Below are 12745 nucleotides of genomic sequence, written 5' to 3' on the forward strand. Positions count from 1 at the left end.
TTGCATCTCACGTCAGATCGTGTCATGCCGCGTCCTGCGCCAGTTCCGCCGTCACCACATCCCAAAGCTGGCGCACCAGCACCTGGCGCGGGTCGTCGCCTTGCGCCGCGAGCTTGTCGCGGTAGAGGCGGATTTCCATCGTCAGCGTGAACCGGCCTTCCGCGACGCCGCGCGACCCGCGGTCCAGACGGATCAGGCTGCCGTCGGCCACCGCGTCCTCTACGGCGCTATGCGGCAGGAACGCGAGACCGTGGCCGGCGAGCGTCATCGCCTTCAGTCCTTCGGCCATATCCGTTTCATACATGCGATCGAGATAGAGACGCGTCGGCGCATTGGCGACGATCACCTCCGTCATGCGCCCGAGATAGGCGTTCGGCGTGTATGACAGATACGGCGCGGGCGCTTCCGGCGTGCCGGGCAGCGTGTGGCGCGGCCGGCCTCCGCGCAGCGGCGCGGAGAACGGGCTGATCGGCTCGAGACCCAGGATAAGCATGTCGTAGCGCGCCGGGTCGAGCGCGACCGGATGGCTCGGATGGTGATAACCCATCACCAGATCGCAGCCGCCTTCGACGAGCGAAAGCACGGCGTCATGCACGTTCAGCGCGCGCAGACGCGTGTGGATCGAGCCGAGTTGGGCCTCGATGCGTTGCAGCCAGCGCGGAAAATAGGTGAGCGACAACGTGTGCGGAACCGCGAATTCGATCGTCGCGGCCGGCGTTGCCGTGTGGCCGCGCAGCAGCGTGCGCGCTTCGTGAAACTGCGAGAGCATCGCGAGCGCCTGCTCGTAGAACACCTGGCCTGCGGACGTGAGACGCGTCGGGTAAACCGAACGGTCGATCAGTTCCGTGCCGAGCCACGCTTCGAGTGCCTGGATGCGGCGCGAGAACGCCGGCTGCGTCACGTGCCTTAGTTCAGCCGAGCGGCTGAAGCTGCGGGTTTCCGCGAGCGAAACGAAGTCTTCGAGCCATTTCAGTTCCATGCGGACCCTGGTCGCCGTGCGGCAAAAGGAGAAGTCAGCATTCTAGCGGCGCAGCTGCTTCATCGGGCGTGCCTGCGGGCACGAGCGGGCACGCCGGCGGCTACGAGCGGGCTTCGATGGTCGCCAGTGGTAAAATTCCGGGTTCTCCCCGATTCTCTTCCTCACCTTCCGTCCCCGCCTCCATCATGTCCGATACCCGTCCCGACACCCTCTTCGCGCTGAACGCGCTTTCTCCGCTCGACGGCCGCTACGCCGCGAAAACCGAAGCCCTGCGCGAATGGCTCTCGGAAGCCGCGTTCATGCGCAATCGCGTGACGGTCGAAATTCACTGGCTGATCGCGCTCTCGCACGCCGGTTTCGCCGAAGTGCCGCGCTTCTCCGAGGCGTCGGAGCAGTTCCTGCTGCAACTGGCTGAGCGCTTCACCGCGCACGACGCCGCGCGCATCAAGGAAATCGAGCGCGTGACGAACCACGACGTGAAGGCAGTCGAATACTGGCTGAAGGAATCGGTGAAGGGTCAGGCGGAACTGGAACGCGCGAGCGAGTTCATCCACTTCGCGTGCACGTCGGAAGACATCAACAACACGTCGCACGGCCTGATGCTGGCGGGCGCACGTGAACACGTGATCCTGCCGGCGCTGCGCTCGGTGCATCAGCGCCTCGTCGCGCTCGCGCATGCCCAGGCCGAACAGCCGATGCTGTCGCGCACGCACGGCCAGCCGGCCAGCCCGACGACGCTCGGCAAGGAAATCGCCAACGTCGCCGCGCGGCTGGAACGCGCGATCGAGCGCGTCGCGAAGGTCGAACTGCTCGGCAAGATGAACGGCGCGGTCGGCAACTTCAACGCGCATCTGTCCGCGTATCCGGAGTTCGACTGGGAAGCGTTCTCGCGCGAAGTGGTCGAAGAGCGCCTGAAGCTCACGTTCAATCCGTACACGATCCAGATCGAGCCGCATGACTACATGGCTGAACTGTTCGATGCCGTGTCGCGCGCGAACATCATCCTGCTCGACCTCGACCGCGACGTGTGGGGCTATATCTCGGTGGGGTACTTCAAGCAGCGTCTGAAGGCCGGCGAAATCGGTTCGTCGACGATGCCGCACAAGGTCAACCCGATCGACTTCGAAAACTCGGAAGGCAACCTCGGTCTCGCGAACGCGACGCTGCGCCATCTGGCCGACAAGCTGCCGGTTTCGCGCTGGCAACGTGACCTGACCGATTCGACGGTGCTGCGCAATATCGGCGTCGCGTTCGGTTACTCGCTGCTCGCCTATGATTCGCTGATTCGTGGCCTCGACAAGCTCGAAGTGAATGCGGCGCGTCTGAACGAAGACCTCGATAACTGCTGGGAAGTGCTGGCCGAGCCGGTGCAAACGGTGATGCGCCGTTATGGCATCGACAATCCGTACGAGCAACTGAAGGAGCTGACGCGCGGCAAGGGCATCACGCGCGAAGGTCTGCAGACGTTTATCGGCGGCCTGAGCATCCCCGCTGACGCCAAGCAACGGTTGCTCGCGATGACCCCGGCTTCGTATGTCGGCAAGGCGGTTGAGCTGGCGAAGCGGATCGGGTAAGGCTGCTGTTCGCGTTTAGTTGCGGCAAAGAAAAGGCGCTCCCCGGAACCCCGCCCAAGCGGGTTAAAGCCTTAGCTTGGCGCGCCTATAGTCGCACTACGAATTGCACGGCGATCTGCTTATCGTCCGTTTCCCTGGTGTGCCTGCGGATTGCCGTAACGGATCGTATGCAGATTTGGGCGCGAGGATTACGACACAGGTATCAGAAGCTCAGCGCAAACCACAAAAAAAATTCGATCGCCGGCAACAGAAGGATGAGGAACAGAACAATCATCGTTCTGTTCTCCTTGTCAACCACACCAAACCCCGTTGCTATAGAAATCGTCACCAGCCACCCTGCCAAACAGTAAAACGAAGGCTGCACGCTCGAGGGCCACGTTCCTCCAGCAAAATCTATTTCCCTCCACGAGGCCCGCCTTAGCCAGCCAGACAGCAAGATCAGAGTCGATTGAATCAGGGCAAGGATGAAATAGCGTTTCTTCAATGGTTAGCCTGCTTCGGATAATAGTTCTTCTTTGCGAGACGCTTTGATTTCTCTAGCACGGCATCGAGCTCGGCAGGCGCTATCGGCGTGGGCAACCAGCGCGGGTCATGAGCCAGAATACCGATCGATTCCAGTACGTCAGCCACATTCGATGAGCAATTATTGTCAAAAAGACTGTACGTGCTTTCACCCGGATGTGCCCGCTTGAATGCTCGATCGACACTTACACGTCGCTCCAGCTCGCGTTTTACCTTCTCTTTTTCAGCTGGCGATACTCTGAGCACCAGGCCCACATTGTCACGCCACAAATTTCCGCCGGTTCGTATTGACCCGTTAGTCAGATTAACCACGCCACCATAAAAATAGGTGTGTTTATCTATTTTTACGTATTCTTCATGAGCGCGGCTATAGACGATTCCGTCAATTTCCATGGCGACATGCCCCCACTGTGAGCCCACACTGAGCAACCGGGAGTCACTGACAATGACTTCGATGGTGGTGGAATCTGCAATGATTTGTTTTACCGAAGTGTCTTTTGTCGGCGTGGTAGTTTTGTATGCTACTAAACGGTATTTCACCCCATCCGGGGAGATGTGAATCTGCTCTGACATGGCTATCCTGCAAGATAAACGTGTATGTTCTCAGCGGCGGCAATTGACGAAAGCAAATGCGTATATCCTTTCTCGTCCGTTTCACCGTATTCAAATCCACCGGTTTCCCGTCGCAGCGCATACGCCGTGTTTGTAAGGGCGTGCCCGTCGATATCTCGCAGGATGAACTGGTCATCATAGGACGCAACGGATGCGCCTTTTGCGAGGGCTGATTGGGCCGCGCTCACCACACTGCTAGCACCCGTAAATCCGCGGTTGGAATTGAGAAAGTATCCAGGATTACTGCCTACGATCACCCGGTTCTTCCCGCACGGACAGAGTACCGAATCACCGTCAACGACAACGTCGCGCCCCTTGTCGGATATTCCCTTGCCGGTTCCAAATATTCTGTGGGTTCCCGTGCAGTTGTTGCACGTCGCCACGTCGCCATCCAGCGCGAGCTTTTTGCCGTGATCGGTATACCCCTTTGAGGAGCCCATGACGCGACCACCCGTTGTCGTCGAGTCACCATCCCGTACCGCCGCCTTACGCATGGTTGGGCCCTCTGTCCACGTCAGTATTCAGAGACGGCATATAGACCGGCTCAAAAAGGCCTGGAAAGAGTTCGCCGTCGCGAACCGATATGTCGTGGCTGTCCTGCAGTGTTTGCGCGATCGTCTCGTCATTGCTCAGACGGGAACCGACCTGCGCGAGCAGCCCGGTAATGCAGGTTGCGGAGGAAACCGGTCCATCAATGACGACCGCCTTGCTGCCGACCTCGCGAGTCGCCTTTTCACCGACGCGGGCCAAATTCAACCCGTCAACCGTTAATCTACTGCATGCCTGCGTGGCGCTCCCGCCGCGCTCAGTACGCCAGCCTCCGGTGCGAAAAAGATACGTGGTTTCGTTTTTCTGCTGTTCCGGCATCATGAAGTCTCCTGTCAGAATGGGATAGCGCAGTCGATCCTCCGCGCCAGACAATCGGCGCGCCGCAATCCCCGCCAACACTCTCAACAAGCAGAAAGAACAAGCGAATCAGACAAGTTCGAAAAGCGGGGTAGCTACTCGAACGGCAAGTCGCTTTTTTGATACGGGGCAACCATTTGTCCACGCCTCCTCCCCACGTTCAGTCACCTTCACGCAGTTGCGCTTCACTTCGTTCGCGTTGGTCAGCTTATGGGAGAACCTGGACCTCCAGGATCGCACCCATGCCGGGGGCACATAAAAAAACGACCCGGTCACTCAAGCGACCGGGTCGTCAAATTCCGCCCTTTGCGTTACTCCGCTCAGTACCTTCGGAAAACCTTAACTGAACGGCGCAAGCGCCAAAGGCGCCTTTTTCACATCCACCACACGCCAGAAAATCAGCGCCCCTCAACCTGCCTCAGCACCTCATCGACGATCTGTTCCGGCGTGAGTTCGATACTCACCGTGATCGCCTCATCCTCACCCGGCTCTTCGAGCGTATCGAGCTGACTCTGCAACAGCGATGGATCGAAGAAGTGCCCGGTACGCGTCTGCAACCGCTCTTCCAGCACTTCGCGCGACCCCTTCAGATAGACGAAGCACACGTCCTTGTCACCGTCACGCAAAATGTCGCGATACGAGCGCTTCAGCGACGAGCACGTGAACACCGCAGCCACGCCCGCGCGCTGCTCTTTCTCGATCGCCGCGCGAATCGTGCGCAGCCACGGCCAGCGGTCTTCGTCCGTCAACGGGATGCCGTGATGCATCTTCTCCTTGTTGGCTTCGCTGTGAAACGCGTCGCCATCCGTGAAGTCGCAGTGCAGGCGCTCGGCGAGCAACTCGCCGATCCGCGTTTTGCCCGCGCCCGACACACCCATCGCGATCAGAATCATCAAAAACTCCTTGCTTACAGTACCGCCGCGAGCGCGAACGTCAAGCCCAGGCCCATCAGCGAAATGATGGTTTCGCACAGCGACCATGTCTTGAACGTCTGGACCACCGTCATGCCGAAGTATTCCTTCACCAGCCAGAAGCCGCCGTCATTCACGTGCGAGAAAATCAGCGAACCCGAGCCCGTCGCCAGCACCAGCAGTTCGGGCTTGACCTGCGCGACACCGGCCGCCGCGATCGGTGCGACGATGCCGCAGGCGGTCGTCATCGCGACCGTCGCCGAACCCGTCGCAAGACGGATCAGCGCGGCGACGAACCAGCCGAGCAGCAACGGCGACAGATGCGCCGACGTCGCCGAATCGACGATCTGCTTCGAGATGCCGCTCTCGATCAGCACCCGGCCAAAGCCGCCACCCGCGCCGACGATCAGCGTAATGCCCGCGATCGGCGCGAGACAGTCGCCGCAGAACTTCTGGATCTGTTCACGGTTGAAGCCGCGCTTCGCACCGAACGTCCAGAAGCTGACGAGCACCGCGATCAGCAGCGCCACATCCGAGTTGCCGACAAAATGCAGCAGGCTGTTCGGCACCGTTTTGGGCGCGAACACGAGATCGGCCCAGCTGCCGATCAGCATCAGGATCACCGGCAGCAGGATCGTGAAGAGCGTGATGCCGAAGCCCGGCAGGTCGCGCTTTTCATCGGCCGATTCGTCGTGGACGAACTGCGCGGCGAGCGGATTGTTCTCCGGCAGCTTGATGTACTTGCTGATCAGCAGCGCGAACAGCGGACCGGCGACGATTGCCGTCGGCACGCCGACGATCAGCCCGTACGCAATGGTCTTGCCGATATCCGCGTGATACGCCTGCACGGCGAGCAACGCGGCGGGGTGCGGCGGAATCAGGCCGTGCACGACCGAAAGGCCCGCGACCATCGGCAGGCCGATCAGCAGCAGCGATTTGCCGGTGCGCTTCGCGACGTTGAACGCGATCGGGATCAGCAGCACGAAGCCGACTTCGAAGAACACCGGCAAGCCGACGATGATCGCGACGACCATCATCGCCCAGTGAATGTTCTTCTCACCGAACTTGTCGATCAGCGTGGTCGCGATGCGTTCCGCGCCGCCCGACTCGGCCATCATCTTGCCGAGCATCGTGCCGAGGCCGACGACGATCGCGATGTGACCCAATGTGTTGCCGTTGCCGGTCTCGAACGCCTTGACGATCGTGTCCATCGGCATGCCGACCGCGAGGCCGAGCAGCAGTGAAACGATGATCAGGACGAGAAACGGATAGACCTTGAAACGCGTGATCATCAGGATCAGTACTGCAATCGCGATCAGCGCGTAAATCAGCAGCATGCTGCCGTGGACCGCTTCCATGAAGCTCCTCCTTGTTGTTTATTCGTATGGATGCAACATGCCGCTGGCACCCGGGTTGATAGCCGGACGCGGCGGCAGTCGAAGCCGTCCGCGCGGACGCTGGATTTTACTGTCAGTTGAAGTTTTCTGTACTGGACTGTAGTAGATGGCGCCCGTGACAGGAAATCCTGAATGCAAAAAAGAAGCCTCAATGTCACGGTCGTCAGACCGTTTCAACGAGGCTTCTCTGGCGAAACCCGTGCGCGCATGCTTCGTGCAAAGTCTTTTGCATGCTGCGGCGTGCGTAAGACGATCCGCTCAGGCTCAGTGCGAAGGCGCGGCCAGCTGGCTTGCCGCACGTGCGAGGCGCGTGACTTCGTCCCAGTTCTGGGCGGCCAGCGCCGACTTCGGCGTGAGCCACGAACCGCCGACGCACACCACGTTCGGCAGCGACAGGAAATGCGTCGCGGTTTCCGCGGTGATACCGCCCGTCGGGCAGAACTTCAGCGTCGGGAACGGACCGCTGAACGCCTGCAGCATCGGCACGCCGCCGGCCTGCTGCGCCGGGAAGAACTTGACGATCTCATAGCCGAGTTCCAGCGCGACGATGATGTCCGTCGGCGTCATCACGCCCGGCAGCAGCGGCAGGCCGGCGTCCTGCGCGGCCTGGTGCATCTCTTTCGTGAGGCCCGGCGAGACGCCGAACGTCGCGCCCGCTTTCTTCGCCTTCGCGCACTGCTCCGGCCGCGTGATCGTACCCACGCCGACGACGATGTCCTCCGCCAGCTGGCTCGCGCGCTCGATCGCCTTCAGGCCGGCATCCGTGCGCAGCGTGATTTCGAGCACCTTGACGCCGCCGGCGTGCAGCGCACGCGACACGTTCTCGCCCTGTTCGACCGAATCGAACGCCAGAACCGGAATGACCGGACCCAGGCGGACGATTTCGCTCACTGTCTTTTGCGTCATGTTCATGCTCCCTGTTTCTGCAATTCGTGGATTTCACCGACCATCGGGCCGAACACCGATGCGCCAAGCTCCGCCGGCGCCGCCGAAGCACGGAAGACGCCGAACAGCTCGCGGCCAAAGCCGACTTCGTTTTCCGCCTGATGCGCCGGCTGCGCGACCGCACGCGCCGCCCATGTGGCTGCATCGATCTCGACGTCGAGCACGCCCGCTTCCGCGTCGATGACGATCGTATCGCCTGTCTGTACCTTGCCGATCGGCCCTTGCAGCAACGCTTCCGGCGATATGTGGATGACCGCCGGGACCTTGCCCGATGCGCCTGACATCCGTCCGTCGGTCACGAGCGCGACGTGGAAACCCTGATCCTGCAACACGCCGAGCAGCGGCGTCAAACGATGCAGTTCGGGCATGCCGTTTGCGCGCGCGCCCTGGAAGCGCACGACGGCCACGAAATCGCGCTTCAGCTCGCCCCGGTCGAACGCTTCCTGCACGGCTTCCTGCGAATCGAACACGATGGCCGGCGCCTTCACCTTGCGATGCTGCGCCGCAACCGCCGAAATCTTGATGACACCGCGACCGAGCCTGCCCTTCATCAGACGCAGGCCGCCATCCGGCTGGAACGGCTCCTTGATGCCGCGCAGCACGTTGGTGTCGTGGCTTTGCGCGGCACCCGGCACCCACGTCAGCTTGCCGTCGATCAGTTTCGGCTCTTCTGTGTAATGCGACAGGCCACGGCCGGCAACGGTATTGACGTCTTCGTGCATCAGACCGTCTTCGAGCAGGTTGCGGATCAGGAACGCCATGCCGCCGGCCGCGTCGAAGTGGTTCACGTCAGCCTTACCGTTCGGGTAGACCCTGGCGAGCAGCGGAACCGCCTGCGACAGCGTGTCGAAGTCGTCCCAGTCGATCACGATGCCTGCGGCACGCGCGATCGCGACCAGATGCAGCGTATGGTTCGTCGAGCCACCGGTTGCCAGCAGACCGACGATCCCGTTGACGATCGCCTTTTCATCGATGACGTGGCCGATCGGCGTGTAGTTGCCGCGTTCGGCCGTGAGGTCGAGCACGCGGCGCGCGGCCTGCGCGGTGAGCGCATCGCGCAGCGGCGTGTGCGGATGCACGAACGCCGAGCCCGGCAGGTGCAGGCCCATCACTTCCATCAGCATCTGGTTGCTGTTCGCCGTGCCGTAGAACGTGCAGGTGCCGTGGCCGTGATACGCGGCCGCCTCCGCTTCGAGCAGCGCATCGCGGCCCACTTCGCCGCAGGCGAATTTCTGGCGGATCTTCGCCTTGTCGTCGTTCGAGAGGCCGCTCGTCATCGGGCCGGCCGGCACGAAGATCGTCGGCAGATGGCCGAACTGCAGTGCGCCGATCAGCAGACCCGGCACGATCTTGTCGCACACGCCGAGGCACAGCGCCGCGTCGAACATGTTGTGCGTGAGCGCGACGGCCGTGCTCATCGCGATCACTTCGCGCGAAAAGAGCGACAGTTCCATGCCCGCGTTGCCTTGCGTCACGCCATCGCACATGGCCGGCACGCCGCCCGCGAACTGCGCGACGCCGCCGTTTTCACGCGCGGCCGCCTTGATGATGTCGGGGAAATTCTTGTACGGCGCGTGCGCCGACAGCATCTCGTTATACGACGAAACGATGCCGATATTCGGCTCGCGGATTGTCTTGATGGCGAGCTTCTCTTTACCCTCGAGGCCGGCGAAGCCGTGAGCGAGGTTCGCGCACGACAGCGCGCCGCGGGCCGGAAACTGCCCCTGCGCGCGGTCGATGCGCGCCAGATAGGCATCACGGCTGGGCTTGCTGCGTTCGATCACGCGTTGCGTGACCTTCGTCAATTGCGGATGCGGGGAAACCATCGAAGCTCCTTCGTCGCTGGCTGCGCGGGGCTCGCACGCGGCGCCAGATTGATATCGCGGGGGACGGCTTTCGCAGCCGACAATGCGATGTTAGTAGAAAAACTACACAATCGCAACGACCTGACGACTCACATTTCAAGATACCCAAATCGCCATGAGAGCCTTTCCATACGGCACTTAAGACAAAATCACACTAAACATAGGGATTACACCTACAGCACGATATGTAGTTTTTGTACATATCCGCGCGATCGGCTATAGTCCACGCATTCTTCAGCATAGTGCGAGTTTTCCGATGATGCTGTCCCAGGTGGAGGCCATGCGCGACCAGCTGCGTCCGTCCGAGCGCAAGCTGGCCGACTACGTGATCGAGGCGCCTCGCGAGGTGCTCGATCTGTCGATGACGGAAGTAGCGGCGCGCGCGGGCGTGAGCCAGCCGACGATCGCGCGTTTCTGTCGTGCGCTCGGTTTTTCGGGTTTCAGGGAGTTCAAGATCCGGCTGGCACAGGGCATCGCCGCCGAGGTGCCCGCGGTCTACCGCGACGTGCGCGCGGACGAGCCGGCACCGGGCGTCGCCGCCAAGGTGCTCGACCGGACGATCGGCGCGCTGATCCAGGTGCGCAACAACCTGTCGTCGGATAGCGTGGCGGCGGCGATCGCGCTTCTCGCCGACGCGCGACGCATCGAGTTCTACGGCGCGGGCGGCTCGGGCATCGCGGCGCTCGACGTGCAGCACAAGTTTTTCCGCCTCGGCGTGCCGAGCGTCGCGTATTCGGACCCGCATACGTTCCTGATGTCGGCGGCGCTGCTGGGCAAGGGCGACGTCGTGGTCGCGATTTCAAATACCGGGCGCACGCGCGATATCGTCGATGCAGCGCGGTCGGCGCTGGCCGCCGGCGCGAAGGTGATCGCGATCACGCACGGCAATTCGCCGCTCGCGCGCCTTTCCACGATCGGGCTGTACGCGAATGTGGATGAAGACACGGATATCTTTTCGCCGATGACGTCGCGCGTCTCGCATCTCGCGATCGGCGACATTCTGGCGGTGGGGGTGGCGCTCAGGCTTGGGCCGGAACTGCTCGGCAAGCTCGCTGAGGCGAAGGACATATTGCGGCGACGCCGGATCGAGGACGCCGCCGCGGGCACGGATAAATCCGCGGCGAACACCGCGAAACGTTGATCAGAACGGCTTGATCACGACGAGCGCCACAGCGGCGAGCAGGCCGAGGACCGGGAGTTCGTTGAACATCCGGTACCACCGGTCCGAACGTTTGTTCTGGCCGCGCTCGAACGTGCGCAGCAGGACGCCGCAATACAGGTGATAGACGACGAGCAGCACAACCACGCCGACCTTCGCGTGAATCCAGCCCTGCCCGCGCCCGATGCCGACCGCGAGCCACAACCACAACCCGCATGCAAGCGCGGGCACGGCGATCAGCGTCATGAAACGAAACAGCTTGCGCGCCATGATCAGGAGCCGCTTGACCGCTGCGGGGTCCGTTTCCATCGCCAGATTCACGAAGATGCGCGGAAGATAAAACAGCCCGGCAAACCAGGCCGCAACCAGTACGATGTGAAACGTCTTCACCCAGAGCATCGGCGGTCCTTTGCGATTTGTTGTTTGTGATCGTCTTGATGGCGAAGGGGCGAAGCGCGCCTCGGCTGGCGCGCTCAGTGACTATTTACTGACGCCCTTCCCCATGCCCGAACACGACGTATTTCATCGACGTCAGCCCGTCCAGCCCGACCGGTCCGCGTGCGTGCAGCTTGTCGTTCGAGATGCCGATTTCCGCGCCGAGGCCGAACTCGAAGCCATCCGCGAAACGCGTCGACGCGTTGACCATCACGCTCGCCGAATCGACTTCGCGCAGGAAACGCATCGCGCGGTCATGATCTTCGGTGACGATTGCATCCGTGTGAGCCGAGCTGTATTCGTTGATGTGCCCGATCGCCGCATCGATGCCATCGACGACCCTGATCGCCAGCACGGGCGCGAGATATTCGGTGCGCCAGTCTTCCTCGGTAGCGTCGACGAGCGGACCGACGCCCGCCGCCTCCAGCACCGCGCGCGCCTCCGGATCGACGCGCAGCTCGACCTCCTTGCCGCGATACAGCTTGCCGAGCGGCGGCAGCACTTCATTCGCGATGCCGCGCGCGACCACGAGCGTTTCCATTGTGTTGCACGTGCCGTAGCGATGCGTCTTGGCGTTGTCGCAGACGGTCAGCGCTTTCGCGATATCCGCGCGGTCGTCGACGTAGACATGACAGATGCCATCCAGGTGCTTGATCATCGGCACGCGCGCTTCTTCCATCAGGCGCGCGATCAGGCTCTTGCCGCCGCGCGGCACGATCACGTCGACGTATTCCGTCATCGTGATCAGCACGCCGACCGCCGCGCGGTCCGACGTACCCACGACCTGCACCGCGTCCTGCGGCAGGCCGGCCGCTTCCAGCCCTTCGCCGATCAGCTTCGCGAGCGCGGTGTTGCATTCGAGCGCTTCGGAGCCGCCGCGCAGGATCGTGGCGTTGCCGGACTTCAGGCACAACGCGGCGGCGTCGATCGTCACGTTCGGACGCGATTCGTAGATGATGCCGATCACACCCAGCGGTACGCGCATCTGGCCGACCTGAATGCCGCTCGGACGGTACTTGAGATTGCTGATTTCACCGATCGGATCCGGCAGCCCCGCGACCTGGCGCAGGCCGTCGACCATGGTCTTCATCGCCTTGTCGGAGAGCATGAGGCGGTCGATGAACGCGGCGTCGTGGCCTTTTTCGCGCGCCTTCGCGACGTCACGCGCGTTCGCGGCTTTCAGCGTTGCCGCATCGCGTTCGATGGCGTTCGCCACCGCTTCCAGCGCGGCGTTCTTCGCAGCCGTCGAGGCGCGCGCCATCGCACGCGATGCGTGTCGTGCGCGGCGGCCGAGGTCGGTCATGTACTGGGTGATGTCCATCGTCGTTCTCTTGGTGTCGCGCCTGACTCACGCGCGGCGCGCAGACAGGAATAGCTGGATTGGCGGAAAAGATGCGTCGATTGTAAGTCGGTGGCGGCGGCTTTGCTGAAGGTGCGTCC

The 12745-nt window shown here is 62.1% G+C and carries 13 protein-coding genes; 2 read left to right on the plus strand and 11 right to left on the minus strand.

From position 1 onward, the window contains the following. Positions 1 to 22: 22 nt before the first annotated feature. Positions 23 to 979 (minus strand): LysR family transcriptional regulator, encoded by a 957-nt coding sequence (locus LPA34_RS03995; protein WP_228975164.1) that lies wholly within the window; start codon positions 977 to 979, stop codon positions 23 to 25. A 185-nt stretch (positions 980 to 1164) separates the two neighbouring features. Between LPA34_RS03995 and purB the strand changes: the two genes are divergently transcribed. Continuing rightward, entirely contained in the window at positions 1165 to 2553 is a 1389-nt protein-coding gene (purB, locus tag LPA34_RS04000; protein WP_228975166.1) for an adenylosuccinate lyase, read from the plus strand. Between the two features lie 202 nt (positions 2554 to 2755). Here purB and LPA34_RS04005 read toward each other — a convergent pair whose 3' ends face one another. The 8 genes from LPA34_RS04005 to edd form a co-directional block, all read right to left on the minus strand. Further along, a complete protein-coding gene (locus tag LPA34_RS04005; RefSeq protein ID WP_228975168.1) occupies positions 2756 to 3037 on the minus strand; it encodes a hypothetical protein in 282 nt (93 codons plus the stop codon). Continuing rightward, a complete protein-coding gene (locus LPA34_RS04010; RefSeq protein WP_228975170.1) occupies positions 3034 to 3648 on the minus strand; it encodes a hypothetical protein in 615 nt (204 codons plus the stop codon). Before LPA34_RS04010 ends, LPA34_RS04005 begins: the two co-directional genes overlap by 4 nt. A gap of 2 nt (positions 3649 to 3650) precedes the next feature. Next, on the minus strand, positions 3651 to 4181 hold the full coding sequence (locus LPA34_RS04015) for a PAAR domain-containing protein (RefSeq protein WP_267478131.1): 531 nt from the start codon (positions 4179 to 4181) through the stop codon (positions 3651 to 3653). Beyond that, entirely contained in the window at positions 4174 to 4557 is a 384-nt protein-coding gene (locus tag LPA34_RS04020) for a hypothetical protein (protein WP_228975174.1), read from the minus strand. Before LPA34_RS04020 ends, LPA34_RS04015 begins: the two co-directional genes overlap by 8 nt. A 434-nt stretch (positions 4558 to 4991) precedes the next feature. Continuing rightward, positions 4992 to 5486: a gluconokinase gene (locus LPA34_RS04025; RefSeq protein WP_228975176.1), complete on the minus strand. Its 495-nt coding sequence runs from the start codon at positions 5484 to 5486 to the stop codon at positions 4992 to 4994. Positions 5487 to 5500: 14 nt separating this feature from the next. Beyond that, the gene (locus LPA34_RS04030; RefSeq protein WP_228975178.1) at positions 5501 to 6862 is read right to left on the minus strand and encodes a GntP family permease; all 1362 of its coding nucleotides are present in this window, start codon (positions 6860 to 6862) and stop codon (positions 5501 to 5503) included. Between the two features lie 303 nt (positions 6863 to 7165). Further along, positions 7166 to 7807, minus strand: coding sequence for a bifunctional 4-hydroxy-2-oxoglutarate aldolase/2-dehydro-3-deoxy-phosphogluconate aldolase (eda, locus tag LPA34_RS04035; protein ID WP_090532900.1), 642 nt, complete (start codon positions 7805 to 7807; stop codon positions 7166 to 7168). Between the two features lie 2 nt (positions 7808 to 7809). Further along, positions 7810 to 9672 carry a phosphogluconate dehydratase gene (edd, locus tag LPA34_RS04040; RefSeq protein ID WP_228975180.1) on the minus strand — a complete coding sequence of 621 codons (1863 nt, stop codon included), beginning with the start codon at positions 9670 to 9672 and terminating at the stop codon, positions 7810 to 7812. A 295-nt stretch (positions 9673 to 9967) separates the two neighbouring features. Between edd and LPA34_RS04045 the strand changes: the two genes are divergently transcribed. Beyond that, a complete protein-coding gene (locus LPA34_RS04045; RefSeq protein WP_228975183.1) occupies positions 9968 to 10852 on the plus strand; it encodes a MurR/RpiR family transcriptional regulator in 885 nt (294 codons plus the stop codon). On the opposite strand, the gene LPA34_RS04050 is transcribed toward LPA34_RS04045, so the two are convergent. After that, positions 10853 to 11269, minus strand: coding sequence for a CopD family protein (locus tag LPA34_RS04050; RefSeq protein WP_228975184.1), 417 nt, complete (start codon positions 11267 to 11269; stop codon positions 10853 to 10855). A gap of 85 nt (positions 11270 to 11354) precedes the next feature. Continuing rightward, the gene (locus LPA34_RS04055; RefSeq protein ID WP_228975187.1) at positions 11355 to 12626 is read right to left on the minus strand and encodes a glutamate-5-semialdehyde dehydrogenase; all 1272 of its coding nucleotides are present in this window, start codon (positions 12624 to 12626) and stop codon (positions 11355 to 11357) included. Between the last annotated feature and the right edge of the window lie 119 nt (positions 12627 to 12745).

The organism is Paraburkholderia gardini, from assembly GCF_907164575.1.
Classification (GTDB): domain Bacteria; phylum Pseudomonadota; class Gammaproteobacteria; order Burkholderiales; family Burkholderiaceae; genus Paraburkholderia; species Paraburkholderia gardini.